The organism is Xenorhabdus sp. NBAII XenSa04 (assembly GCF_963866145.1).
GTDB lineage: Bacteria > Pseudomonadota > Gammaproteobacteria > Enterobacterales > Enterobacteriaceae > Xenorhabdus > Xenorhabdus indica.
In genome coordinates, this window is sequence record NZ_CAWMEB010000090.1 from 73,581 (window position 1) to 98,859 (window position 25,279).

A 25,279-nucleotide genomic window follows, 5' to 3' on the forward strand; every position below is an offset into this window, starting at 1 on the left:
AAGGAAAATGTGAGGCCTATTGCAATTGAAGATGGGAAAATATCATTTTAAGCTACAAAAATTAAACACTTTCACCTAATGAAAGTGTAAAGCCAACGTCAATAAGGGTTTGTTCTGGTTTTTCGCCCTTCAGACGGGCAAGCAATGCCTCTGCTGCCTTGCGTCCTATTTGGTTACGGGGGGTCAATACGCTGGCAAGTTTGGGGGTCATTACCTGACCGACATCATGTCCATGGAAACCCGCTACAGCGATGTCTCCCGGTACTTTGATCCCCTGACGCTGACATTCAAATATTGCTCCAATTGCGATATCGTCATTGGTACAGAACAGGCCGTCGACATCTGGGTATTTCAGGTAAGTTTCCTGTAAGAGTCGGGCTCCCAATGAGTATGATGAGCTGGCAGGTGTCATCACTTTTCTTGGTTGTAATCCTGCACTGCGCATTGCCATTTCATATCCTTCTAAACGGATCAACGTTCTTTCATCTTGTCGGGCGCCGAGGTAGACAACATTCTGGCAACCACGTCCGAGCATGGATTCTGTCATCTGACGTGCTGCTTCAAAATTATCGATACCAACGGCGACATCAAGACAAGGCGATACACTGTCCATCAGTTCTACAACGGGGATACCCGTGGTTTCCAATATTTTCAGGGTCTTGGGAGTATGTGTTCGTTCGGCCAAGATCAGGCCATCAATATTATAGGAAAGCAGGGAGAGCAGGCGCTCTTCTTCTTTCTGTGCTGAATAACCATAATGCGCGAGCATCGTCTGATAGCCATGACAGTTTGTCACATGTTCAATACCGCGGATAACTTCGGCGAATACCTGGTTGGTTAATGAAGGAAGTAGCACCCCGATTGTCCGGCTGGTGGAATTGGAGAGAATATCCGGCACACGGTTAGGAATGTAACCCAGTTGATCCAAAGCCGCAGCAATCCGTTTCCCTAAGGCTTCGGAAACCTGATTTCTCCCCGCGAAGCGGGGAGAAATCACACGCATCTTGAAGTTAGATTGGTATAGATATCAGGAATAGTTACTTACCCAGATCCAGTCAATTTATTGAGAGCAGATAGAAATTATCAGAGTAAAAAATAACCAGTCTGAAATTATTTGTATAAAAGTCACTCATTAAAATATTTTCAGTAATTTATTAATTTATAAGCATTTTTAGTTAAGAATGGATAAGGTGGCTTATGCTAGTCTGCCGAGTCTTTCATTTTCCTTTGAGTGTATTATGACCTTAACTAACTTCAGCAAATTGTTAGCCGCTACATTCTGTCTTGTAACTTCATACAGTTATGCAGAAAATGAGCGCCCACTGTTTTCATTGACGATGACTGAATCTGGTGTACCGCAAACGAATAGCGATGGTAGTTTGTCCCGCTCTGCAAAATCAGAATCGCGTATTCTGCCGATTTGGGGGGATGAAGCTCGTGCCAAAGGCTATGATCTTCCTGAGCCATTTGGTGTCAGTTATGGTTATATGAACCTGCGCCAGAATGTTATTGTGGATAGTATTAAGTTTGGATTTACTAATCCACTTGTACATCAGGCATGGAAAGATATGCTTGTTGTCAATGCAGGTGATACCCGGAGCAAAAATGAAACCCATTTACTGAAACTGGATACATGGGTTTTACCTTTCTTGAATGTATATGGTGTTTATGGAAAGACTAAGGGCATATCAAGAACTAATCTCGATAGTATTTACTTTGGTGATATGAGTGAACCCACAATGGAAAATATTCCTTTTGAATTAAACTTCAAAGGAAAAAGCTATGGCGGAGGTGCAACGCTTGCTGGTGGGTATAATCAGTTTTTTGCCACTTTGGATGCTAACTATACACGTACTAATCTGGATGTTTTAGACGGTGATATTAGTGCTTTTGTTGTCACACCACGCGTCGGTTATGAATTTGTTTTCAACCCCTTATTCACTGGTCAGGGAAATAGTAAAATTCAGGTATGGGTTGGTGCAATGTATCAGGATATTACTCAACGTTTTAAAGGTGATGTCAGCAAACTTGATTTGCCATCCGACTTAGCTGATTTGTTTCAGCCAGTTATTAATAATACTGCAGAAAATGGCAAATTTAGATCAGACATCAAATTCGACGTCAAACAACATCTTGCCCATAAATGGAATAACACTGTCGGTGCTCGTTTCGAAGTCACCCGTAATTTCAATATATTATCTGAAGTTGGCTTCGGTAACCGAAACAGCTTCTACGTTTCTGGTGAGTTTCGTTTTTAATGTTGAACCTTATGACGCTCAAAAGGCTGGTGATATCCAGCCTTCTTCTTTTTACAGCCACATCAGTTTACGCAGATATCTTGCCTGATCGGCAAAAAATTGATGGCTGGCTTGAAGAGTTAGGTGGCAGTAATCAATTCGATGCCAGCAAGAAGATTGACTGGGGGGTGTTGCCCGGCCCATTTTATACGCCTGAAATGGGTGTGGGGATAGGCGTGGCGGTGGTTGGGCTTTATCGCCCTGACAGTAGCGATCATATCAGTCAAAATTCTTCTCTGGGGCTTAGTGGTTTTGGATCATCCACGGGTGCATTTGGCCTGAATTTTACCAATTACAATTTTCTTGCCAATGATCAATGGAGGTTATTTATTTCCGGTACGCTCAATAACATCCCTACCTATTATTGGGGGCAAGGTTATCGTGCCGGGAAGGAGAATCGCAATAAAGAAAGCTATCGCTCGCAGGAGTTTGATATTCGCCCCCGTGTGCTTTATCGCGTTGCTGATGCAACCTACATGGGATTAGGCTGGAATTTCTCATCCGTCAATGCCAATGACACCGATGCTAAGGCGAAGAAATATTTTGCACAGTCCATTGGTGGTCCTTCTGTCATAAGTTCTGGTGTCAGTGCATATTTCAGTTATGACACACGGGATTTTTTGCCTAACCCTCAGCATGGTCAAGCTATTGAGCTTATTTATACCTATTTTTCCCCTGAATTAGGGGCAGATCATCATTTTCATATCACTCAATTACAGTTCTCGACTTATCATCAGCTATCTGAAAAAACTGTGCTAGCCTTTGATAATTATGCCCGTTTTAGTGCAGGTGATGTACCGTGGAACCAATTATCCCTGTTGGGGAATAGTCGGCGTATGCGTGGCTACTATGAAGGGCGCTATCGCGACAAAAACATCTTCACCACTCAATTGGAGTTAAGGCATAAGCTGGACTGGCGCCACGGTATTGTTGGTTGGATAGGTACGGGAACATTGAGTGATACCCCTTCAAAATTGGGTAACAGGCATTGGCTCCCTTCAATTGGCGTGGGCTATCGTTTTGAGTTTAAACCACGTATGAACGTCAGGTTAGATTTTGGTATCGGAAAAGACAGTACCGGGTTCTATTTTCAGGTTGGAGAAGCATTTTGAAGCAATTGGTAACACTGTTTCTAGCAACATTGTTTTTAAGTTTTCTGTTGATAGCGTGCCAAAGTAAATCAGCCCCCGTTACACCTACGCCTGTCGAGCCGATGCTCAGAAGTGACACACAAGAACAGGCGGAAACCGATTGGCCAGTTCTGAGCCCTCTTGATCCTCCTGAGGGGTTAAGAGCGTGCTGTGTATTCGGTTACAACCTGAAAGCAGAAGCATTGGGGATCCCTATTCCTCTCTATAGTATCGACAATATTGTTGAAGCTGAAAAATTGGGAGAACACCACTATAACGATAGTGTTTTGGGAGCGAGTGCTGCGTTATTGGGGTTCAGTAATGAAAAAATCGGTTTGCTATATACCGAGAAAGGCGGGTTTATTGATATTGCTCATGTAAGAGATACCGCAGACTATACCCTTTATTTCTTTAGCCAGATTTATGCTCATCTTGGGCAAGAGTGGGTGTTGACGCTGGATAATGAACTTGCAGCGCGTAAAATCCACTTTTTTGCATTCACACCGCCGGAAGATACCACTGAACGTTATACTCTGAGTGCTTACCTGGCCGCGAAACTCGCTTTTCAGTTAGCCGCCTGGCATGAAATTGCCCAATGGTACGGCTATCAGTCTATTCCCGGATTCTCAGAAGCTGTTTCGGCGTTTTCCCCAGAAGATCTCTATTCCAATCTGTTGGGCGCGAGATTGGCACTGACGCTGATTTTGCAAGGTCAGGCATCTTCTGTAAGTCAATTCTCTGTTGCTATCGCAAATATCCTGCCAATCGCATTACATGAACTGGGTACTTACAATAGAGCAGGTACAAAAAAGATGTTTGATGAGGTTGATGGTGTATGGTGGAACAGTTATCGGCGTGTTTCTAAAAAATTTCTGTTGCTACGCAGGAACTATGAAACCCAGGATGATCGTTATCCATTAATGCCATTTGATAAAGAAAAGTCTGCTTTACGTCTCTCTTTGCCTGAGTATTATCAACATTTCTCGCTGGATAAGTTAGCAGAATTCCAGTTATGGCCAACGGATAAGATGAAAAACCTACCTGTGCCACAACGCTATTGGACAGTGAAAGATTTTCCAATGCTGGCGGAAAAAGCTGAAAAACAGGACATGAAACAGTTGTTGAATAATAAATAGCTGTTTATGTTTTATCTCCCGACTAGATAACGACTAGATAAGGTTAAATACTAATTCTCAAGCAACTGTAATACCTAAAAGCCAATTTTGGACGACCTCAAAGCGGGGATTGAGCAGGAGTGTAGCTTAACTACACTCCTGCTATATCAATTATATCAATTATGCTGACAAGACGATTTTCAATGCTTTTTCTTGGGCCGCATGACTAAATACGTCATAAGCGGTTTCTATTTCATTCAATGGATAATAATGAGTGACCAGCTTTTCAGGTGCGATTCGGCCGGATTGAATGCTTTTCAGTAGCATGGGAGTACTGCTTGTATTGACCAGTCCAGTGGTAATAGTGATGTTTTTGATCCAGAGATTTTCCAGATGTAAATCGACGGATTTACCGTGGACTCCCACATTAGCAATAAACCCACCCGCAGCAATGATGTCCTGACATATCTTGAAAGTTGCAGGGATACCCACACACTCAATGGCAACGTCTACACCAAAGCCACCAGTCAGTTTGTTGATGATTTCTGCTACATTTTGTCGTGTCGGATTGATAATTGTGTTAGCGCCGAGCTGCTGAGCGACGCTAAGACGGTTATCATCATTATCGATCATGATGATGTGTGCCGGAGAGTAGAATTGTGATGCCAGTAGTGCCGATAGTCCGACAGGCCCTGCACCAATCAAGGCGATAGTATTTCCGGGTTGAACTCTGCCATTAATAACACCAATTTCAAAGCCTGTTGGCAGAATGTCACTCAGCATTAAGGCCGCTTCTTCATCGACACCATCCGGCAGGCGATGAAGACTATTATCAGCATGGGGAATACGTACTTTTTCTGCCTGTGTGCCATCAATCTTATGCCCCAGGATCCAGCCTCCATCTTTACAGTGCGCATAAAGCTGACGTTTACAATGAATACAACTACCGCAGACGGTGATACAGGAAATAATCACTTTATCACCGACCTTGATATTGCGGACGGATTCTCCAACTGACTCAACGATCCCAATACCTTCATGTCCTAATGTCCGGCCTTGCTCGACAGTAGGAACGTCTCCTTTGAGGATATGCAGATCTGTGCCACAGATTGTTGTTTTGACGATGCGGATGATAGCATCTGTTGGTTCGATGAGTTGGGGTGGCGCTTTTTCTTCCCAGAGTTTTTTTCCGGCTCCGTGATAAACAAGTGCTTTCATATAACCCCCTTCACAGGTGATAGTTGTCACTTATGTTATTAGTTGTTTGAAGTTTAGCAGATATATAACGTTTTCGGTCTTCGAGGGTGTTCTCTGAGCCAAATATACACAAGTTGGCCCTTGGGGTTTGTTATCTCTGGAAGGCGTGAAACAGGATAGAAACAGCCCCTTGTTGGGGCTGTATGTATCACTCATCTTGTTGTTCTTCTTTTTCTTTAGCTGCCTGGAGTTTCTCTTTATCTGTCATTTCCTGTTTCTTTTTCAGTTTTTGCCAGATGCGGCTTTCCTGACCTCGCCAGAGACGTTGGATATTATCATGGTGTCGCATAAGTATCAGACATGAAAGCATTGCGACAGGAAAGGTGAATTCCGGTTTGAACCACCAGACGTAGAAAGGCACGACGAGGGCACCAATGATTGCACCTAATGAGGAGTAGCCGCTCAATAATACGGTCAGTACCCATGTCCCGGCAACCAATCCCATTAAATCCCAACCAATGGCAGCAATAGAGCCGAATGCGGTGGCGACACCTTTGCCTCCTTTGAAATGGAAAAAGATTGGGTAAATATGTCCTAAACAGGCAGCGATGGCGATAATGCCTAAATAAAAAGGTTGAACATCGAGTTTATATGCCAGCCAAACAGGGATCATGCCTTTCAATACATCGCAGATCAGTACTGCCAGCGCGGCAGCTTTGCCGCCAATACGCAGGACATTTGTTGCTCCCGGATTACCGGAACCATGCTGGCGGGGATCGGGTAATCCTGCCAGACGACAGATCAATATCGCGCTGGATATAGAGCCACACAGATACGCGAAGATGATCATACCAAGCGCGATAGCACTCATAAGATATCTCCAATGAATAAAGGTCGTTTTCTTTACTATAACAATGGATAATACGCACATTTAGCCGGAAGTGGTATCCGGTGAACCGAAAAACGGAGAAACGGCGTGATGGATATCGTATTTATTGAACAATTAAGCGTCATTACTACCATTGGCGTATATGATTGGGAACAAACAATTAAGCAAAAGCTGGTGTTTGATATCGAAATAGGTTGGGACAATAAACGTGCAGCTTCCAGTGATGATGTTGAGTACTGTCTGGACTATGCCAAAGTCAGTGAAACAGTGATCCGGCATGTGGAAAATCAGCGATTTGCTTTAGTTGAACGTGTGGCAGAAGAAGTGGCTGATATTTTGCTGGAGCAGTTTAAGGCGCCGTGGGTCAGAATTAAAGTCAGTAAACCAGGCGCAGTAGCACAAGCAAAAAGTGTGGGTGTCATGATTGAACGCAGAGCGAATTAATGCTGATTTTGTTGCCAGTTAGTAATGGCGAATTGGCGTTGTCGCTCTAACTCTGTACGGATTTCAGCCCCCTGAAAACCACGGGCAATGATCTGTTGAACATTAACCTGACTGGCAATCGCAAAGGCTTCCCGCAAATATTTTTCAGGTGGATAAACAGACGTTTTTAGCCCTGTACAGGCAAAAGCATCGGCTTTGCTACAGACAGCTAATTGCTCAATACGTTGAGGTTTTCGCCACGCGTCAATGGTATTGAACAGTATTAGCAATTTTTCTGCCGATAATTGTTCAGCAGTATGTACCCAGTCATAATATTGCGCCACGATACCGGCAAGGTCACGTGCTGAATTAGGTATGCGTAACCGTTCGCACATCTGCTTAATCTGTTTGTTTCCGGTGTGAGTGCAAAGTGAGGCGAAGCGGATATCGATATCAGTGCTCAGTTGAGTGGATATTTGCAGGATATTCAGAGAATGAATCCCCATATCCTTCGTCATAGAAGTCACACCAAACAGATTATCGATTTCAGGGAAAAGAAGCGCCAGAGCACCACAATCACGTAAGACCTGGAAATAAACGTGGGGAGATTGTGAGGCGAGTGCTTTTTCAGTTTCCCGCCAAACCCGTTCAGGGGTTAACGATGATAACTCACCGCTCGCTGTCATTGCAGAGATAAGTGTTTGCGTTTCTTTCGCAATGGAAAAGCCTAAATGAGCAAATCGGGCAGCAAAACGTGCCAGACGCAGTACACGTAGTGGGTCTTCTGAAAACGCTTCCGAAACATGACGCAGGATACGATATTTAAGATCTTCTGTACCGTGATAAGGGTCGATCAATTCGCCTTCAGGAGTTTGTGCAATGGCATTAATGGTCAGATCCCGACGTAACAGATCTTCTTCCAAAGTAACATCGGGAGCCGAGTAACAGGTAAAGCCGGTATACCCCTGACCGGATTTTCTCTCTGTCCGTGCCAGCGCATATTCTTCATGCGTATTGGGATGCAGAAAAACCGGAAAATCTTTTCCAACCTGTTGGTATCCCTGAGATAACAGCTCTTGCGGGCTGCCACCAACGACAACCCAGTCTCTTTCTGTAATCGGCAGATCCAGCAGTTGATCACGAACGGCACCACCAACCAAATAAACTTTCACTCTAGTGTCCTTAAACTTACCGCCTTTAAATCAGCTCATCCAACGATCTTTGCGTTTACGACGTGGAACGATATGTGGCAGTACAAGACCTAACAATAAGCCAATACCTGCAACTGCACCCCCATACATGAACCACTGCAAAATAATGGCTCTTTGCTTATCATCCAGTTGTAAGTTGGCAATTTCGACTTTTTTCTCCGCTACAGTCAACTTGCTCTGGAGCTTTGCATTCTCTGTTTTTAAATCATTGATGATTTTATCGCTGGCCGCCACTTTGTTCTGCATTTCTGCGGTGCGTTGATTCCAGCTATTATCAATATTAGCCAATTGTTCGGTCAGAGTTTTGATCTTCTGCTCCATGGCGGGAATGCGTTCACGCAGGCTAGGAATAGCGCTGAGCTCACTGGTTAAGATCCAGCTTGTACGCCCTTTGTTATCCCTTACTTGTGAATAGCCATTCTCTGATTTTGGATTGACCAGAATAACCTCAGCACCGGCATTTAATGAACCCATAATGCGATGTTGATTACTGGGGCCGCTGCGAATGTAAGCTGATAATTCATCAGAGACGTAACGTTTTTCCTCAGCATACACGGATAATGGAAGTGTAAGACCGAGTAATAAAATAAGTAATCGATGTAATTTTTGCATTCTGTCTTCTACTGTTTTTGGTGTATGGGTTACAAACTGATAGGGTTGCAAACTGATAGTAAAGAGTAAAGTTTGCGGGTGCAATCAGTAAACCAGAATGAATCCTCATTTAACTGACCGAATACAGGCATTGTTAGCGTTTTTTTGCCGGAGTAATACGATTACTTGGCGATGTCACACAATTCTTATTGAGATAACACAGCCATTGTTGAAATAACACAATCATTGTTGAGATAACACACAGTTGTGGTTTATTTTTCCTGTTCCTGAAAAAGTGGTGGTTAGGATTAAACATGATCCGCCCTGTGTTAATTGAGAGAGAAAAAATATGCGTTCTATAGAGGTAGAGTTGAAACTGTCTGTAAAACCCGAAACGATATTGGCAATTCGTCACCAGTTGTTTCAGCTTCCTAATCATTACACGTCACCACAACATTTAACTAATATTTACTTTGAAACACAGAATAATCAATTGCGCCGTTGGGATATGGGATTACGTATCCGTGGTTTTGATGAACAGTATGAGATGACTATCAAAACAGCGGGGCGAGTTATCGGAGGTCTCCATCAGCGGCCGGAATTTAATGTTCCTCTTCCGCAGCCAGAACTGGATTTAGCTCGCTTTCCTGCTGAAATCTGGCCTGAGAATACTGACCTTACCCGATTGCAGGCTCAATTGACTGAGTTGTTCAGTACAAATTTTTGCCGTGAAAAATGGGTTGTGAATTATGGTCAGAGTGAAATTGAAGTTGTGTTGGATCAGGGGGAAATCCGGGCTGGAGAGAGAACCTCGCCAATTTGTGAGTTTGAACTGGAGTTGAAAACAGGCAATGTGTCAGATGTGTTGTTATTAGCAGATGAACTGGCAATACAGGGTGGCTTGCGGTTGGCGAACAAGAGTAAAGCTGCGCGGGGATATGCTCTTGCCAGTCATAAATCTCCTGCCAAGTGGGAGGAAGGAAAAACAACTGAAACACTCGAATGGCAGCAACCGTTATCTGTTCTTCTTGCCGGAATTCTGGAGCAGTGGCAGGCGCAGGAAGAAGAGTGGCTGGCAGGAATAGCCGCAGGAAAAACAGGATTAGAACAGACTCTGGAATGGGTAAAACTTCTGACTGAAAAGCAAGGAGCAACGGTTCCGGCACTGGGTTTATTATCTGAATTAAAAGAGGCGCTTTCTACCGATGATGCAGAAGTATTGTGTTACAGCGCAAAATGGTTGCAATGCAAATTGGCGTTGACTCAGTGGTTGATGGCTCAATAACAATTAAAAAAGGGAAACCTGACTTATGTTGCCACTTTCATCAATTTTAACTCAACGATTACAACAGGTTATTGCGAATTTCCAGCAAGCGACAGAAACAACAGAAGTCTTTGCACCTCATGAACAGGCAGCATTGATACTGAGTGATTTTGTCGCAGAAAACATACTGTCACATCCTGCATGGTTGGTTGAAATGCGTCAGAATCCCCCTCAGCCTGATGAGTGGCAACACTACGCAGATTGGTTGAATCAGACTTTGTCAGTGGTTGGTGATGAAAATTCACTGATGCGGGCTCTGCGTCTTTTTCGTCACAAGATGCTGGTGAGAATCGCATGGTTGCAAGCGCTGCAAATAAGCACGACAGAGCAAACGCTGCAACAGTTAAGTGTGTTAGCTGAAAGTTTGATTATCGCTGCCCGCGATTGGTTGTATCGGCATTGTTGTCAGGATTGGGGAACACCGACTGATCAAGCGGGTGTAACGCAGCCGTTGTTGATCCTTGGCATGGGGAAATTGGGAGGAGGAGAACTTAATTTTTCCTCTGATATCGATCTGATTTTTGCGTATCCAGAAAATGGGGTGACACAAGGTGGTCGCCGCGAGATGGATAACTCCCAGTTTTTTACCCGATTGGGTCAGAAACTTATCAAGGTATTGGATCAACAGACGGTGGATGGTTTTGTTTATCGTGTTGATATGCGATTACGTCCGTTTGGTGACAGTGGGCCATTGGTGTTCAGCTTTCCGGCGCTGGAGGATTATTATCAGGAACAGGGACGGGACTGGGAGCGTTACGCTTTGATAAAGGCCCGGATTTTGGGGCCTGATGATCAGGCATATTGTTATGAACTACGTCAAATGTTGAGGCCATTTATATTTCGTCGTTACATTGATTTCAGCGTGATCCAATCTTTACGCAATATGAAAGGCATGATTGAACGGGAAGTGCGCCGACGGGGTTTAAAAGACAATATTAAACTGGGAGCGGGAGGGATACGGGAAATTGAATTTATCACGCAGGTATTTCAATTGATTCGTGGAGGTCGAGAACCCAGCCTGCAATCCCGCTCATTATTACTGACACTGAAATCCATCGAAACATTGGCGTTATTGACGCCAGAGCAGGTCAGGAAACTGGAAGAAAGTTACCTGTTTTTGCGTCGGTTGGAGAATCTGCTGCAATCTATTCGTGATCAACAGACACAAACTTTACCGGAAAATGAACTGGATCGTGCCCGTTTATCCTGGGGCATGGGATTTGCTGACTGGAATGAATTAGTCGTGGAAGCAGCAAAAAAAATGTCTGCTGTCCGGGACATTTTTCAGCACCTGATAGGAGATGAAGCGGAAGAAAATAATGAGGAAGCTGCACATGTACCGTTTAAAAGTTTATGGCAGGAAAGCCTGAACAGGGATGAACTGATGGTGCTTGTTCCTCATCTGAATGAGTCTGAAGCCCAAAAAATGCTCGATATGGTTGCATTGTTACGTCACGACATCAGTAAACGCACCATTGGCCCACGGGGGCGTGATGTGCTGGATCATTTGATGCCACGCCTTTTGGTAAAGATCGCGACAAAGAAAAGGGGGGCAAGGGAAGATACAAATACTGTGTTGGAGCGGGTTATTCCTTTGCTGCTCAGTATTGTCAGCCGAACCACTTATCTGGAGCTGATGCTGGAATCAGAACAGGTGATGACCCACGTTATCCGTCTGTGTGCCGCTTCTCCGATGATTGCCAGCCAGCTTAGTCGTCATCCTTTATTATTAGATGAATTACTCGATCCTACCTCGTTGTACGAGCCTTTGCCCCTGGAGGCTTATCGGGATGAACTGTATCAATATTTATTGCGCATCCCGGAAGATGATGAAGAACAATTGCTGGAGGCGTTGAGGCAATTCAAACAGGCGCAATTATTACGGATAGCCGCAGAAGATATAGCAGGAGCTCTGCCGATTATGAAAGTCAGTGATCACCTGACTTATCTGGCAGAAGCGATTATCGGTGCGGTAGTCCAACAGGCCTGGCATCAGATGGTAAAACGTTATGGTGTACCGACGCATTTATCTCAGCGTCAGGGGCTTGGTTTTGCCATTATTGGTTATGGTAAATTGGGCGGTTGGGAACTGGGTTATGGTTCTGATTTGGATCTGGTATTTTTACTGGATTGTCCGATGGGTGTAATGACTGATGGTGCTCGTTCTATTGATGCCCGTCAATTCTATTTGCGTCTTGCTCAGCGCATTATTCACTTGTTCAGTACCCGAACAGCGTCGGGTGTGTTGTATGAAGTTGATGCCCGTTTGCGTCCGTCCGGTGAATCAGGGATGTTGGTCAGTACTCTTGAGGCTTTTGATGATTATCAGAAAAACGAAGCGTGGACGTGGGAACATCAGGCACTGATTCGGGCCCGTATGGTATTTGGCGATGAAAAAATGCGGGCGGATTTTGAACGCATTCGTCGGGAAACCTTATGTATGCCGCGTGATCCTGATCTACTGCGTCAGCAGGTACGTGAGATGCGCGAAAAAATGTACCGACATTTGGGAAGTCATCAACATGACCAGTTTGATATTAAAGCCGATCCCGGTGGGATCACTGATATTGAATTTATCGCTCAATATCAGGTACTGCGTTATGCACAGGAAAATGCCAAATTGACCCGCTGGTCTGATAATGTTCGCATTTTTGAACTCATGGCTGAACACAATATTATGGATAAACAGGAAGCAGTGGCATTAACACAGGCTTATATCAGTTTGCGCAATGAACTGCATCATCTTACTTTGCAGGCGTTATCCAATCGTGTCTCTGTTGAACGTTTCAGCCAGCAGAAAACACGGGTACACAATAGCTGGCAGAAGTGGCTTGGTGCTAATCGGGCAGAATAAACCAGAGAGGAATAGGCTTTTTCTGAGGTTCTTGCTGGTATTTAGGTTGGTTATGGTAATATCCGCAACAATTTATTTTGATATTTGGAGCATGGGATGAACGTAGCACTCCCTGATTTTCACCGCGCAGGTGTTTTGGTTGTTGGCGATGTCATGTTAGATCGTTATTGGTACGGCCCAACCAGCCGCATTTCACCGGAAGCTCCGGTTCCTGTCGTTAAGGTCGATACCATTGAGGAGCGTCCGGGAGGAGCGGCTAACGTCGCCATGAATATCGCGTCACTGGGTGCCCACTCACATTTAGTGGGATTGACGGGTATTGATGATGCTGCGCGGGCATTGAGCGAAAAACTCAGCAGCGTGAAAGTTCAGTGTGATTTTGTTCCTGTGGCAACGCATCCAACCATCACGAAGCTACGTATTTTATCCCGTAATCAGCAACTGATCCGTCTGGATTTTGAAGAAGGGTTCCAGAACGTAGACGCACAGCCAATGTTGGAAAAAATCCAGCAATCCTTGCCAAATATCGGAGCGCTGGTGCTTTCAGATTATGCCAAGGGAGCGTTGAATCAGGTTCAGGCAATGATTAAATTGGCGAATGAAGCAGGTGTTCCTGTTTTGATCGACCCCAAAGGCAACGACTTTGAACGTTACCGTGGTGCAACATTATTGACACCGAATATGTCAGAATTTGAAGCTGTGGTTGGTCATTGCAAAGATGATGACGAGCTGGTACAGAAAGGCACGCAACTGGTGCAGGATCTGGAGCTGAAAGCCCTGTTGATCACCCGCTCTGAACGAGGCATGAGCCTGCTATGTGTGGGACAGCCACCGCTGCATTTACCAACGCAGGCACAAGAAGTTTTTGATGTAACGGGGGCTGGTGACACAGTGATTGGTGTTTTGGCAGCGGCAATCGCAGCAGGAAAACCATTGGCGGAGGCCTGTTATCTTGCTAACGCAGCCGCCGGGGTCGTGGTTGGAAAATTGGGAACATCTACTGTGTCTCAGGTAGAGCTGGAAAACGCAGTACGCGGTCGTGCAGAAACGGGCTTTGGTGTGATGGATGAATCACGTCTGAAAGAAGTCGTCGAACAGGCGCGTCAGCGCGGTGAGCGTATCGTGATGACTAATGGTTGTTTTGATATTCTTCATGCGGGTCATGTATCTTATTTGTCCAATGCTCGTAAACTGGGCGATCGTCTGATCGTGGCAGTGAACAGTGATGCTTCAACCAAGCGCCTGAAAGGGAAAACACGTCCAGTGAATCCACTGGAACAACGGATGCTCGTATTGTCTGCGCTGGAATCGGTGGATTGGGTCGTGGCATTTGAAGAAGATACACCACAGCGCTTAATTGCGGGAATTTTGCCTGATATTCTGGTCAAAGGTGGGGATTATAAGCCAGAAGAGATTGCCGGTAGCAAAGAAGTCTGGGCTGCTGGTGGAGAAGTGAAGGTATTAAACTTTGAAGATGGGATCTCAACGACCAACATCATCAAAATAATTAAAAATCAGTAAGATTACCCGCATCATAATGCCGTTATGTTCCTTTCGTTATTTAATTTATGACATAAACGGCATTGCCTGAATAAGCAGGAGAATTGTCTCTTGTAGCAATTCTCCTCAATACCGTTATTCCGCTTTCTTTTCAGCACTTGGTTGTTGGCTTTCGAGACGGGCTTCCAGTTCACTCAGGCGCTGTTCCATACTAACCAATTTTTCACGAGTACGCAGTAATACCTGAGTCTGGATATCAAACTCTTCACGATTGACGAGATCCAGTTTACTCAGTTGGGATTGCAATATAGTACGCAATTTCTTCTCTACATCATCACCGAACTCTTTTACGCCTTTCGGCATAGCACTGTGGATCTGGCGGGCAATTTGTTCAATTTTTTTGGGATCGAGCATGATGATCATCCTTTTAATGGCTGCGCTGTTTAAATGACAGGGCTGTTAAATGAATAACAAAACAGTGTGTTGTTGCTATTTTAATACCTGATGACAAAAGCACAATTGATTGAGAGATCGGTTTTATATTTGCTTTTGTCGATTGCTCTGATGAATTATAAACGTTATAGTCAAATTGTTTATCTCAGGGCAGGGTGAAAGTCCCTACCGGCGGTAAAGTGAAATGACTTTTGGTGATTTCATGAAGCCCGCGAGCGCTCTGTTTGTCATTATCCTTTTTTGATAGAAACGTGTTGTCAAAAATTGGTTGTCAGAAACTAATTTTCGTACCTGATTATCATAACAACTGAGGATAAAACAGAGGTCAGCAGATCCAGTGTGATTCTGGAGCCGACGGTGATAGTCCGGATGGGAGAGAATAACAGTATCAACCGGGCGCTTGCGCTCGTCTGTTGTTTTTATTGCTGTATTTTTAAGCAATATCAACTCCTCAAAATCGCCCTGATTCTGGTAATCCATACATTTTAAAAGAGGTTTTTTTACCATGAATCAGACGCTACTTTCTTCTTATGGTACGCCATTTGAACGTGTCGAACGTGCGATAGCTGCTTTGCGTGCAGGCCATGGTGTAATGGTACTGGACGATGAAAATCGTGAAAATGAAGGTGATATGATTTTCGTTGCCGAAACTATGACTGTGGAACAAATGGCATTAACTATCCGTCATGGCAGTGGGATTGTGTGCCTTTGTATGACGGAAAAACGCCGTCAGCAATTGCAGTTACCTATGATGGTCGAAAACAACTCCAGCCAATATCAGACAGCTTTCACTGTCACTATTGAAGCTGCACAGGGAGTAACAACCGGCGTTTCTGCCGCAGATCGTATTACTACCATTCGTGCAGCCATAGCTGATGGCGCGCAACCGAATGATCTGAATCGCCCTGGGCATGTTTTCCCTCTGCGGGCACAGAATGGGGGGGTGTTAACCCGCCGTGGCCATACCGAAGCGACGATTGATTTGATGAAACTCGCGGGTTTCAAACCAGCCGGGGTGCTGTGTGAACTGACAAACGATGATGGCTCAATGGCCAGAGCGCCTGAGGTTATTAAGTTTGCAAAACAGCACGATATGCCAGTGGTCACCATTGACGATCTGGTTGATTATCGTATTAAGATGGAAAAAGCGGTTAGCTGACTCAGCATAGTTGTTTTTTTCTACTGAAATTGCCTTCCAACTAGCATGGAATACCCCATAATTCTCAATACACAGCCAATAAAACTGCAAATTGACGGATGAGGGGTAAAAATAGTTCGGCATAAAGGGTCGGACGGGGTAGAATATATCAGTTATATCGCATGTACGCTTGTAAGGCCGCAGTCCACACCCTGTGGCCTTTCAGTATTTTTGAAGTGCTCCATTATTTTTTGATTGGTCACATTCAAGGACGAAGCTTCATAATCTTGCCATAATTTTTTTGTCATTATCATAACTATCATGTTTGATTTGCCGCATGAGGGACGAAAATGAGTCTCCTGAGAATACCCGCATTATTCATTGGTCATGGTAGTCCAGTGAATGCCATTGAAGACAACTGTTATTCACGTTCCTGGTTCGAATTGGGACAAAAGTTACCCACACCAAGGGCAATTCTGGTGATTTCTGCGCATTGGTATACAAATGGCACTGCTGTGACAGCAATGGCCCAACCAAGAACTATCCATGATTTTGGCAACTTTCCCAGAGAGTTACATGAGAAACAATATCCAGCGAAAGGTTTTCCTGAACTGGCTGTATTGGTACAGGATATTCTTGAACCCATTGAGGTCGAAACGGATTTTGAAGAATGGGGTTTAGATCACGGCTCCTGGGGAATATTAGCTAAAATGTATCCTGATGCGGCTATTCCTGTTATCCAACTGAGTATAGATCGTAATCAATCCACTTCTTTCTATTATGAGATGGGTAAGAAATTATCTATGCTCCGTGATGAAGGCGTTATGATCATAGGAAGCGGGAATGTCGTGCATAATCAGCTTGCAGAGCAGTTGGGAGCTGAGCCTTATTCGTGGGCTCTGTCTTTTGAACAGTTTGTGCGCGAAAATTTGACCAGCCTTGAGGAACCACATCCTTTATTGCAGGCTCTGGACAGAGAAGATGGTAAGTTATCTCACCCGACATCAGAACACTTTCTGCCACTTTTCTATGTGTTGGGAACATGGGATAAAAAAGAGCCAATTTCGACGCCTGTTGAAGGTATTGAAGACGGCTCTTTGAGTATGTTGACAATCCAATTTGGATAAATAACTTAATCCAGAATAATGTGCGGGTAGAAACGGGACAGATCTTGTGTGATTAATTCACGATCTTCACGAATACAGATACCCGCCGCTTGATCATTGACTAACCAGCTACCTACCAGCGCATGACTATCGCCGAATTTCGGCAGGGAATGGAACTGCTGAACGATCATACCTTCTTCACCATATGGGCCATCGGCGTTGGCAATTTCCCGGCCATTTTCGATAATACGAATATTGGCTCCTTCACGGGAGAAGAAAGGCTTAATTACATAGCTGTTCATCTCTGCCGGACGTTCATCGGCAAAATAAGCAGGCAACAGATTTGGGTGATCTGGGAACATTTTCCACAGCATTGGCAGTAACGCCTTGTTGGAAATAATGCTCTTCCATGCAGGCTCTAGCCAACGGACTCCCGCATCAGCCAGTTTGGTCGAGAAGATTTCACGCAGCATGAATTCCCACGGATACAGCTTAAACAGATTGCTGATCACTTGATCCTGCAAATCCGTAAACTGCCCCTTTTCGCCAAGCCCAATTTCCTCAATAAACAGGAATTCCGTTGCCATACCCGCTTCTGAAGCACAATCCTGTAGATATTGGATTGTGCCACGATCCTCTTCACTATCCTGACAACAGGCCATATGCAGCAGGCCAAACCCGTGTTTTTCACGTAACAGTTCAAAACGCTCAATCAATTTTTCTTGCAAGCTATTGAACTGATCTGCATTTGAGGGCAGATTGCCGGCATTCATCTGGTCTTCCAGCCAGATCCATTGGAAGAAAGCAGACTCATACAGCGATGTCGGGGTATCTGCATTGTTTTCCAGTAATTTTGGTGGATTCTGGCCATCATAGACTAAATCCAGGCGGGAATAGAGTGAAGGTTGGCTGGTTACCCATGAAGAACGGACAAATTCCCAACAATGCTTAGGGATCTGAAATTTAGTCAGCAGTTCTTCATTGTTGACGACTTTTTCCACAACCTGCAAACACATCTGATGCAGTTCTTCGGTGACGCCTTCAATTTCTTCAATCTGGCTCAGACTGAATTGATAATAAGCCTCTTCACTCCAGTAGGGTTGACCATACATGGTGTGGAAATTGAAACCATATTCTGTTGCTTTTTCGCGCCAGTCCGGGCGCTCATTAATATTAATGCGTTTCATCTTTATTTAATCACTCACCTTGACTTAACCGCCCATTGAACGGGAAGAGCTGGAGCTTGAACCAGCAGATGAACGCTGCATACTGGATTGTTTTGCTACTGTATCACCGAACCCACCACGCGTAATGGTCGATGTGGTTGCTGGTTTTGGTGCCATTGCTGTTTTGGGTACAGACATGGTACGACCGCCAGCCGTAGCCGGGCCATAACTCTTACCTGTTGCATCAACAAACTTGCCATTAGCCGGGCTACTGGCAGATTTTGATGAGAACAGCGGTTGTGAAGGAGCTGAGTTTCCGCCCATCAAACGACCCATCATGTAGCCTGCCATCAACGGCATCCAGAAGCTACCGCTGCTGCTTTGTGCCTGAGCCTGATTACCAACACCGGCCTGTGCGGGGGCCTGAGTACATTGTTGTTCACCAAACTCAGCAACACAGTCTTCACGGGTTGCGTATTTCGGTGCCGTTTTTTCCGCTTCTTTCAGGGCGTTGTTATAAGCGATAGTGCATTGTTCACTTTGAGAAGGATTTGCCTTGGAACACTCATCGGCATTGGTATAAAGCGATACCGTTTCATCGTTCTGTTCACAGGCAGAAAGCATGAAAACCGCACTGACAGCGAGTGCCACAGGTGCAAGACGATAATTTCGCCATGCTTTACGAAAATTATCACGGTTAATCTCTTTTGTCCGTTTCATTGTCATAGGGGGCATCCATCTTAAAGGTATCAGATTAAGAGCGAATCCCACCAATGATGCGCAATGGGACGGCTCCTGGGGATCTTATTAAAAAATAGCCCACACAACGGCGGGCTGCTTTATTAGTATAGCGTCTTTAATATAACGTTTTTTAATTGAAAACGATAGCGCATTAATTCATCGAATTGATGGCGTTTTCATCTCTTTAATAATACTGCTAGCGGAAGTTGGAACCTGTGCACCTAACAGGTTATTCAGTGCCGCCAGATCCTCTTCACTTAAAGTACCGCGGGCCTGCTGATTAATTAACAGATTGAGCAGATAATCATAACGTACTTTAGAGAGTCTCCGCTTTGTCTCGTACAGCTTAGAGGTGGAATTCAGTACATCAACGATGGTACGAGTTCCTACATGATAACCGGCCTCTGTGGAGTGTAATGAGCTTTCGGCAGAGAGCACAGCTTGTTTGTTAGCTTCAATACTACTGATAGAGGCCGCAATATTATTGGTAGAAGAACGTACATCCTGAATTACTTTGCGGTAAGTATTTTCCAGTTCTTGGCTACTGGCGACAAAATCGTATTTGGCCTGTTCAACTTGAGAACGGGTTGCTCCGCCATTATAAAGTGGCAGATTTAAGGATACACCGACAGAATTGCTTCCAGAATATTGATTGCTGTATTCTCCATTACGGTAATGTTTATTACCGACCCCTGTACTTGCCGTTAATTTGATGGTTGGCATGTAGCCAGTCTGTGCGTCTTTAATTTGCTCGCGTTTCAAATCTTGCGTCAAACGTGCGGATAACAAGCTCAGATTGCGGGCTTCAGCTTCTTTTAGTATAACTTCGGCAGGTTCTGGCTTATTTGTCTTGAAGCGTTCAACATTTAATGAAGCCAACTGTGGATAATAAACTCCGGTAATCAGACGTAATTTTTCCAGAGAATTGTCCAGGTCGTTACGATCAGAAACTTCCTGTGCCAGAATGGTGTCATATTGGGCACGGGAGTTCTGCACGTCAGTAATGGCGGCCAGACCTACATTGAAGCGTTGAGTTGTTTGATCTAATTGTCGATACAGTGAGGCTTTCTGGGCGTCGGTATAAGTCAGAGAATCAATCTTACTCAGAACATCAAAATAGGCGTTGGCAGTATCCAGAATTAATTGTTGCTGGGTTTTTTGGTAAGTAATATCGGCAATTCCTGCATTCTTTTCAGCCTGACTCAGTTTGTTCCATGTGGACATATTAAAAATTGTCTGGCTCAGAGTTAAGTCTGCATTAGTACCATAGTTTTCTTGTTTGTTCTTGCGAAAATTTTTGCCATAGTTAACTCCCGCCCCCAGTTCTAATTGAGGTAACAAAGGACTACGGGCTATATTAATTCCTTCAAAAACCGAATTGCGGTCAGCCAGTGCCTTAAGCAATTCAGGATTAGTTTCTTTTGCCTGTTTGTAAATTTGCAATAGATCTTCTGCATGGCTTGAGGTACTGAAACCTACCAGATTTATAGCGATAAAAAGAGATAGCAATTTTTTCATTTGCGTTCCTTGTTGTGCAGCTATTTTGCCTAATTTGCCTCTGCATAAAAAACAATATTACAGATTCTAGCAGAGAATACTTGCAGGATAGGGTGGCTGTTTGTGCCATATTGCCTTATTTTCTGGTCTGTTTGTATCTTCAAAACGAATTTATTTAGACCAATATGACAAAATACATTTTAATAATAGATAAATAAAAGATAACAATCAGGAGTCTTTATGCGTGAAGATTTTGCCTCACCGCTTGTTTCTGCAAAATCCCTATCGTCTAAAAAACCACGTACTTTTACAAAACAAGATGTTGAAGTTATTTCCCGCAAGCCGCTCTATCGTGGTTTTTTTAAAATGACGGAATATCAATTCAGACACCGTCTGTTTTGTGGAGGATGGAGTGAAACCATTAAACGTGAAGTGTTTGAGCGAGGGCATGCAGGCGTTTTGTTACCTTATGATCCGATACGTGATGAAGTGGTTCTGATTGAACAAATCCGCATTCCGGCAATTGAAACCAGTCAAACGCCGTGGTTACTGGAAGTGATTGCAGGCATGATCGAAGAAGGGGAAGTTGCCGAACAGGTTGTTCGCCGTGAGGCGATGGAGGAAGCGGGTATTGAGGTCAAACGTTGTCAACCAGCATTGAGTTACCTTTCAAGCCCCGGAGGAACAACAGAGCGTATGCATATTTTTGTTGGGGAGGTCGATTCTTCTACTGCTTTTGGTATTCATGGTCTGGAAGGTGAAAATGAAGATATCCGGGTGCTGACTGTCAGTCGTGAACAGGCTTACCAATGGGTAGAAGAGGGAATTATCGATAATGCGGCTTCCGTTATTGCAATACAGTGGCTGACGTTGCACCATGAAAAACTCAAAAAAGCGTGGTTGGAGAGATAATCTCTCATTTGTCTTGGGAAACGCGAAGTGTGCCCCAGTCAGCAGATCTTATGTGAAAAAGCACGTTAGAATAATCCCCTATGATCGACAGGAAAAGGAAACCATTTGGAAAGCCTGCTTGAAATACCTGTGGCAAAAGGCGCCACAGCAAGAATATTGCAAATCACCGACATGCACCTTTTCGCCAATAAAGGTGACTCACTGCTAGGCGTTAATACCTATCGCAGTTATCATGCTGTGCTGGATGCGATCCTTGAGCAGAATCTCGATCTCGATTTGGTAGTTGTTACAGGTGATTTGGTTCAGGATCAAACTATCGGTGCTTATCAACATTTTGTTGAAGGCGTTGCCCGTTTGCTTGCCCCTTGCGTTTGGTTACCTGGTAATCATGATTATCAGCCTGCGATGGTTGATGTACTGACAGCAGCGGGGCTCCCTCTTTCTAAGCAAATATTCATTGGTCAACACTGGCAATTAATCATGCTGGATAGTCAAGTGCAGGGAGTTCCTCATGGTGAATTAACGGATTACCAGCTTGAGTGGATGACAAAATGTCTGGATGAGCACAGTGATCGTTATGCGATTGTCATGTTGCACCACCATCCTGTACTATCGGGTTGCACCTGGTTGGATCAACACTGTTTACGTAATGCTCCTGCATTAGCAGAATTCTTGAAAAATAAACCGCAGGTGAAAACAATACTGTGTGGGCACATTCATCAGGAGCTGGATGAGATGTGGAATGGTATTCGTGTTATGGCGACGCCATCAACTTGTGTGCAATTTAAACCACATTGTACTAATTTTATGCTTGATACAGTGGCCCCGGGTTGGCGTTATCTTGAATTGTCTGTGACTGGCGAGGGAGAAGCGAAATTGCAAACGCAGCTTCACAGGCTCAAGAATAATGCATTTTGCCCGGATTTAGATTCGGACGGGTATTAATGTCAACGTTACTTTATCTACATGGTTTTAACAGTTCGCCACAATCAGAGAAAGCCAATACGCTGAAAACATGGCTGCACCAACAGCATCCTGAAATAGATATGTTGGTGCCACAATTACCCCCTTATCCTGAAGATGCAGCCGCCTTGCTGGAAGAACTGGTAATAAGTCGTGCCGGGGAACAGATTGGTTTGGTCGGTTCTTCACTCGGTGGCTATCTGGCTATTTGGCTTTCACAATGTTTTGGCCTGCCAGCCGTAGTCGTCAATCCTGCGGTTCGTCCATTCGATATTCTTCAGGAGTATCTCGGGGAAAACGTAAACCCCTATACCAAAGAGCGGTATACTCTTGAACAAAGCCACATCTATGATCTCAAAGTGATGCACATTGACCCGTTGGAGTCACCGGATCTTATCTGGTTATTGCAACAAACCGGGGATGAAGTGCTGGATTACCGTCAGGCAGTTGCATACCTGATGCAGTGCAGGCAGACGGTCGAATCAGGTGGGAATCATGCTTTTATTGGTTTCGAATACTATTTTCCTCAAATTATTGACTTCTTGGGGCTAACCAGTGGCGATAGTAAAAAAATTGCCAAAAACAAGTAAGTGACTGGTATTATCAACAGTATCTACCCAATGGATTTTCGGGTGAGGCCGCAACCCATAAATCGGTAACCCAGGAAACGCAGGGTAATCAATACTGATTGACCCTCTTTAAATCATGAAGCAACCGACAGAATTACAACATGACTCAATCTAGTTATAACGCAGAGGCCATTGAAGTCCTCAGTGGCCTGGAGCCAGTTCGTCGTCGTCCAGGAATGTATACCGACACAGCCCGCCCGAATCATCTGGCACAGGAAGTGATCGATAATAGTGTGGACGAAGCGCTAGCTGGTCACGCGAAGCATATTGAAGTGATCCTCCACAGCGATCAGTCTCTGGAAGTGATAGATGATGGCCGTGGTATGCCGGTTGATATCCATCCTGAAGAAAAAGTATCCGCAGTTGAGTTGATCCTGACCCGTCTGCATGCAGGTGGCAAATTTTCCAATAAAAACTACCAATTTTCCGGTGGATTGCATGGCGTGGGGATTTCAGTAGTTAATGCTCTGTCCAAACGAGTCGAAGTGACCGTTCGTCGTAACAGCCAGGTTCATCAGATCGCTTTTGAAAATGGCGATAAGGTACAGGAGCTGGAAGTTATCGGGAGCTGCGGAAAACGTAATACAGGCACCAGTGTTCATTTCTGGCCAGATGAAAGTTATTTCGATACTCCTCGCTTCTCGACTTCGCGCTTGACCCACCTTCTGAAAGCAAAGGCGGTCTTGTGTCCGGGCGTGGAGATTGTCTTTAAGGACAATCTGTCAGGAACAGCACAAAAATGGTGTTATGCCGATGGTCTGACAGATTACTTGCTGGAAGCCGTCAATGGGCTGGTGACATTACCACAATCGCCATTTGTGGGCACTCTCAGCGGTGAAACTGAAGCGGTTGACTGGGCATTGCTCTGGCTGCCTGAAGGTGGCGAGTTGTTGGGAGAAAGCTATGTTAACCTGATCCCGACGATACAAGGTGGAACCCATGTCAATGGCTTGCGTCAAGGGTTGTTGGATGCAATGCGTGAGTTCTGTGAATTCCGCAATATACTGCCTCGCGGTGTTAAACTTTCCGCAGATGATATCTGGGATCGCTGTGCCTACGTGTTATCCCTCAAAATGCAGGACCCACAATTTGCTGGACAGACCAAAGAGCGTTTATCATCGCGCCAGTCTGCGGCCTTTGTTTCCGGTGTTGTCAAAGATGCTTTCAGTCTGTGGCTGAACCAGCATATTCAGGAAGCTGAACAACTGGCTGAAATGGCAATTGCCAGTGCACAGCGCCGTATGCGTGCAGCAAAGAAAGTCGTGCGTAAAAAACTGACCAACGGCCCTGCACTGCCGGGTAAACTGGCAGACTGTACGTCACAGGATCTAAATGTCACTGAACTGTTTCTGGTAGAAGGGGATTCCGCAGGTGGTTCTGCCAAACAAGCCCGTGATCGTGAGTTTCAGGCGATTATGCCTCTGCGTGGTAAGATCCTGAATACATGGGAAGTCTCTTCAGATGAGGTACTGGCTTCACAGGAAGTGCATGATATTTCCGTAGCCATCGGTATTGATCCTGACAGTGAAGATATCAGCCAACTACGTTACGGTAAAATTTGTATTCTGGCGGATGCGGATTCTGACGGCTTGCATATTGCAACACTTTTGTGCGCTTTGTTTGTCCGCCATTTCCCGACATTAGTAAAACGTGGTCATGTTTATATGGCAATGCCACCATTGTATCGCATTGACCTTGGTAAAGAGGTGCACTATGCGCTGGATGCAGGTGAAAAGAGCGCGATATTAGACCGCCTGAGCCGCAAGCGTGGCAAACCGAATGTTCAGCGCTTCAAAGGGTTAGGTGAAATGAACCCAATGCAATTACGTGAAACCACATTAGACCCCAATACTCGCCGTCTGGTGCAATTGACTATCAACGATGAGAATTATCAGGAAACCCTCTCTGTTATGGATATGCTTCTGGCAAAAAAACGCTCGGAAGATCGCCGTAATTGGTTGCAAGAAAAGGGTGATGCCATCGAGATTGAGTTATAGCGCAACCCGGTTATAACGCATTTAGTTATAACATTGCTTGGTTATAACACTTCTTGGTTATAACACAGTTTGTGTAACACAACTTTAGGTGTAACCAACATCAGGTGTAACCAACAGAAGCATAGCGCACGGTAGTCAAGACAGAT

The 25,279-nt window shown here is 44.7% G+C and carries 22 protein-coding genes and 1 riboswitch; of the genes, 13 read left to right on the plus strand and 9 right to left on the minus strand.

All coding sequences use genetic code 11. The features are described from left to right. Window positions 1-61: 61 nt before the first annotated feature. Window positions 62-1,003: a gluconate operon transcriptional repressor GntR gene (gntR, locus tag AAC147_RS04940; RefSeq protein ID WP_047679273.1), complete on the minus strand. Its 942-nt coding sequence runs from the start codon at window positions 1,001-1,003 to the stop codon at window positions 62-64. A gap of 235 nt (window positions 1,004-1,238) precedes the next feature. Here gntR and AAC147_RS04945 point away from each other — a divergent pair, with 235 nt between their 5' ends. From AAC147_RS04945 to AAC147_RS04955, 3 genes are read left to right on the plus strand one after another with little or no spacing between them, the layout of a single operon-like run. Further along, window positions 1,239-2,258 (plus strand): hypothetical protein, encoded by a 1,020-nt coding sequence (locus AAC147_RS04945; RefSeq protein WP_047679504.1) that lies wholly within the window; start codon window positions 1,239-1,241, stop codon window positions 2,256-2,258. Continuing rightward, window positions 2,258-3,409 (plus strand): BamA/TamA family outer membrane protein, encoded by a 1,152-nt coding sequence (locus tag AAC147_RS04950; protein WP_047679274.1) that lies wholly within the window; start codon window positions 2,258-2,260, stop codon window positions 3,407-3,409. The genes AAC147_RS04945 and AAC147_RS04950 overlap by 1 nt, the downstream gene beginning before the upstream one ends. Further along, complete coding sequence (locus AAC147_RS04955) at window positions 3,406-4,563, plus strand: DUF4056 domain-containing protein (RefSeq protein ID WP_369793126.1); 1,158 nt, start codon at window positions 3,406-3,408, stop codon at window positions 4,561-4,563. Before AAC147_RS04950 ends, AAC147_RS04955 begins: the two co-directional genes overlap by 4 nt. Window positions 4,564-4,722: 159 nt before the next feature. Here AAC147_RS04955 and AAC147_RS04960 read toward each other — a convergent pair whose 3' ends face one another. Next, window positions 4,723-5,760, minus strand: coding sequence for a zinc-dependent alcohol dehydrogenase family protein (locus AAC147_RS04960; RefSeq protein ID WP_047679278.1), 1,038 nt, complete (start codon window positions 5,758-5,760; stop codon window positions 4,723-4,725). Between the two features lie 187 nt (window positions 5,761-5,947). Next, window positions 5,948-6,610 (minus strand): glycerol-3-phosphate 1-O-acyltransferase PlsY, encoded by a 663-nt coding sequence (gene plsY, locus AAC147_RS04965; protein WP_047679279.1) that lies wholly within the window; start codon window positions 6,608-6,610, stop codon window positions 5,948-5,950. Window positions 6,611-6,718: 108 nt separating this feature from the next. Between plsY and folB the strand changes: the two genes are divergently transcribed. After that, window positions 6,719-7,072 (plus strand): bifunctional dihydroneopterin aldolase/7,8-dihydroneopterin epimerase, encoded by a 354-nt coding sequence (gene folB / locus AAC147_RS04970; protein WP_156115322.1) that lies wholly within the window; start codon window positions 6,719-6,721, stop codon window positions 7,070-7,072. Here folB and AAC147_RS04975 read toward each other — a convergent pair. After that, the gene (locus tag AAC147_RS04975; protein ID WP_047679283.1) at window positions 7,069-8,223 is read right to left on the minus strand and encodes a multifunctional CCA addition/repair protein; all 1,155 of its coding nucleotides are present in this window, start codon (window positions 8,221-8,223) and stop codon (window positions 7,069-7,071) included. The two genes, folB and AAC147_RS04975, sit on opposite strands and share 4 nt — an antisense overlap. A 30-nt stretch (window positions 8,224-8,253) precedes the next feature. Further along, complete coding sequence (locus AAC147_RS04980) at window positions 8,254-8,874, minus strand: TIGR04211 family SH3 domain-containing protein (RefSeq protein ID WP_047679285.1); 621 nt, start codon at window positions 8,872-8,874, stop codon at window positions 8,254-8,256. A 328-nt stretch (window positions 8,875-9,202) separates the two neighbouring features. Here AAC147_RS04980 and AAC147_RS04985 point away from each other — a divergent pair, with 328 nt between their 5' ends. From AAC147_RS04985 to hldE, 3 genes are all read left to right on the plus strand, one after another. Beyond that, the gene (locus AAC147_RS04985) at window positions 9,203-10,138 is read left to right on the plus strand and encodes a CYTH domain-containing protein (protein WP_047679287.1); all 936 of its coding nucleotides are present in this window, start codon (window positions 9,203-9,205) and stop codon (window positions 10,136-10,138) included. Window positions 10,139-10,163: 25 nt separating this feature from the next. Beyond that, window positions 10,164-13,031, plus strand: a complete 2,868-nt coding sequence (gene glnE / locus AAC147_RS04990) for a bifunctional [glutamate--ammonia ligase]-adenylyl-L-tyrosine phosphorylase/[glutamate--ammonia-ligase] adenylyltransferase (protein ID WP_047679289.1) — start codon at window positions 10,164-10,166, stop codon at window positions 13,029-13,031. 96 nt (window positions 13,032-13,127) lie between these two features. Then, complete coding sequence (gene hldE, locus AAC147_RS04995) at window positions 13,128-14,552, plus strand: bifunctional D-glycero-beta-D-manno-heptose-7-phosphate kinase/D-glycero-beta-D-manno-heptose 1-phosphate adenylyltransferase HldE (protein WP_047679291.1); 1,425 nt, start codon at window positions 13,128-13,130, stop codon at window positions 14,550-14,552. A gap of 114 nt (window positions 14,553-14,666) precedes the next feature. Here hldE and ubiK read toward each other — a convergent pair whose 3' ends face one another. Beyond that, window positions 14,667-14,945 (minus strand): ubiquinone biosynthesis accessory factor UbiK, encoded by a 279-nt coding sequence (gene ubiK / locus AAC147_RS05000; RefSeq protein ID WP_047679293.1) that lies wholly within the window; start codon window positions 14,943-14,945, stop codon window positions 14,667-14,669. A 176-nt stretch (window positions 14,946-15,121) separates the two neighbouring features. Beyond that, a riboswitch (FMN riboswitch) is annotated at window positions 15,122-15,369 on the plus strand. Between the two features lie 120 nt (window positions 15,370-15,489). Here ubiK and ribB point away from each other — a divergent pair. Both ribB and ygiD read left to right on the plus strand, forming a co-directional pair. Then, the gene (ribB, locus tag AAC147_RS05005) at window positions 15,490-16,143 is read left to right on the plus strand and encodes a 3,4-dihydroxy-2-butanone-4-phosphate synthase (protein ID WP_047679297.1); all 654 of its coding nucleotides are present in this window, start codon (window positions 15,490-15,492) and stop codon (window positions 16,141-16,143) included. Window positions 16,144-16,472: 329 nt separating this feature from the next. Next, window positions 16,473-17,249 (plus strand): 4,5-DOPA dioxygenase extradiol, encoded by a 777-nt coding sequence (gene ygiD, locus AAC147_RS05010; protein WP_047679299.1) that lies wholly within the window; start codon window positions 16,473-16,475, stop codon window positions 17,247-17,249. A 5-nt stretch (window positions 17,250-17,254) separates the two neighbouring features. Here the strand turns inward: ygiD and AAC147_RS05015 are convergent, their stop codons facing one another. The 3 genes from AAC147_RS05015 to tolC all read right to left on the minus strand — a co-directional run bounded on the left by AAC147_RS05015 (window position 17,255) and on the right by tolC (window position 20,653). Continuing rightward, window positions 17,255-18,415, minus strand: a complete 1,161-nt coding sequence (locus AAC147_RS05015) for a glutathionylspermidine synthase family protein (protein ID WP_047679301.1) — start codon at window positions 18,413-18,415, stop codon at window positions 17,255-17,257. A 24-nt stretch (window positions 18,416-18,439) separates the two neighbouring features. Continuing rightward, on the minus strand, window positions 18,440-19,120 hold the full coding sequence (locus AAC147_RS05020) for a DUF1190 family protein (protein ID WP_047679303.1): 681 nt from the start codon (window positions 19,118-19,120) through the stop codon (window positions 18,440-18,442). A gap of 171 nt (window positions 19,121-19,291) precedes the next feature. Continuing rightward, window positions 19,292-20,653, minus strand: a complete 1,362-nt coding sequence (gene tolC / locus AAC147_RS05025; RefSeq protein ID WP_047679305.1) for an outer membrane channel protein TolC — start codon at window positions 20,651-20,653, stop codon at window positions 19,292-19,294. A 219-nt stretch (window positions 20,654-20,872) separates the two neighbouring features. On the opposite strand from tolC, the gene nudF reads away from it, so the two are divergent. The 4 genes from nudF to parE all read left to right on the plus strand — a co-directional run bounded on the left by nudF (window position 20,873) and on the right by parE (window position 25,133). Further along, complete coding sequence (gene nudF, locus AAC147_RS05030; protein ID WP_047679307.1) at window positions 20,873-21,544, plus strand: ADP-ribose diphosphatase; 672 nt, start codon at window positions 20,873-20,875, stop codon at window positions 21,542-21,544. Between the two features lie 105 nt (window positions 21,545-21,649). After that, window positions 21,650-22,489, plus strand: coding sequence for a 3',5'-cyclic-AMP phosphodiesterase (gene cpdA, locus AAC147_RS05035; protein ID WP_047679309.1), 840 nt, complete (start codon window positions 21,650-21,652; stop codon window positions 22,487-22,489). Continuing rightward, window positions 22,489-23,097, plus strand: a complete 609-nt coding sequence (yqiA, locus tag AAC147_RS05040) for an esterase YqiA (RefSeq protein WP_047679311.1) — start codon at window positions 22,489-22,491, stop codon at window positions 23,095-23,097. Before cpdA ends, yqiA begins: the two co-directional genes overlap by 1 nt. A 140-nt stretch (window positions 23,098-23,237) precedes the next feature. Beyond that, window positions 23,238-25,133 (plus strand): DNA topoisomerase IV subunit B, encoded by a 1,896-nt coding sequence (gene parE / locus AAC147_RS05045; protein ID WP_047679313.1) that lies wholly within the window; start codon window positions 23,238-23,240, stop codon window positions 25,131-25,133. Window positions 25,134-25,279 lie beyond the last annotated feature (146 nt).

Excerpts from the sequence above, each read along its gene's own strand:
- gntR (WP_047679273.1), bottom strand. The coding sequence starts at position 1,003 with ATGCGTGTGATTTCTCCCCGCTTCGCGGGGAGAAATCAGGTTTCCGAA.
- AAC147_RS04945 (WP_047679504.1), top strand. The coding sequence starts at position 1,239 with ATGACCTTAACTAACTTCAGCAAATTGTTAGCCGCTACATTCTGTCTT.
- AAC147_RS04950 (WP_047679274.1), top strand. The coding sequence starts at position 2,258 with ATGTTGAACCTTATGACGCTCAAAAGGCTGGTGATATCCAGCCTTCTT.
- AAC147_RS04960 (WP_047679278.1), bottom strand. The coding sequence starts at position 5,760 with ATGAAAGCACTTGTTTATCACGGAGCCGGAAAAAAACTCTGGGAAGAA.
- plsY (WP_047679279.1), bottom strand. The coding sequence starts at position 6,610 with ATGAGTGCTATCGCGCTTGGTATGATCATCTTCGCGTATCTGTGTGGC.
- folB (WP_156115322.1), top strand. The coding sequence starts at position 6,719 with ATGGATATCGTATTTATTGAACAATTAAGCGTCATTACTACCATTGGC.
- AAC147_RS04980 (WP_047679285.1), bottom strand. The coding sequence starts at position 8,874 with ATGCAAAAATTACATCGATTACTTATTTTATTACTCGGTCTTACACTT.
- AAC147_RS04985 (WP_047679287.1), top strand. The coding sequence starts at position 9,203 with ATGCGTTCTATAGAGGTAGAGTTGAAACTGTCTGTAAAACCCGAAACG.
- glnE (WP_047679289.1), top strand. The coding sequence starts at position 10,164 with ATGTTGCCACTTTCATCAATTTTAACTCAACGATTACAACAGGTTATT.
- hldE (WP_047679291.1), top strand. The coding sequence starts at position 13,128 with ATGAACGTAGCACTCCCTGATTTTCACCGCGCAGGTGTTTTGGTTGTT.
- ubiK (WP_047679293.1), bottom strand. The coding sequence starts at position 14,945 with ATGCTCGATCCCAAAAAAATTGAACAAATTGCCCGCCAGATCCACAGT.
- ribB (WP_047679297.1), top strand. The coding sequence starts at position 15,490 with ATGAATCAGACGCTACTTTCTTCTTATGGTACGCCATTTGAACGTGTC.
- ygiD (WP_047679299.1), top strand. The coding sequence starts at position 16,473 with ATGAGTCTCCTGAGAATACCCGCATTATTCATTGGTCATGGTAGTCCA.
- AAC147_RS05015 (WP_047679301.1), bottom strand. The coding sequence starts at position 18,415 with ATGAAACGCATTAATATTAATGAGCGCCCGGACTGGCGCGAAAAAGCA.
- AAC147_RS05020 (WP_047679303.1), bottom strand. The coding sequence starts at position 19,120 with ATGACAATGAAACGGACAAAAGAGATTAACCGTGATAATTTTCGTAAA.
- tolC (WP_047679305.1), bottom strand. The coding sequence starts at position 20,653 with ATGAAAAAATTGCTATCTCTTTTTATCGCTATAAATCTGGTAGGTTTC.
- nudF (WP_047679307.1), top strand. The coding sequence starts at position 20,873 with ATGCGTGAAGATTTTGCCTCACCGCTTGTTTCTGCAAAATCCCTATCG.
- yqiA (WP_047679311.1), top strand. The coding sequence starts at position 22,489 with ATGTCAACGTTACTTTATCTACATGGTTTTAACAGTTCGCCACAATCA.
- parE (WP_047679313.1), top strand. The coding sequence starts at position 23,238 with ATGACTCAATCTAGTTATAACGCAGAGGCCATTGAAGTCCTCAGTGGC.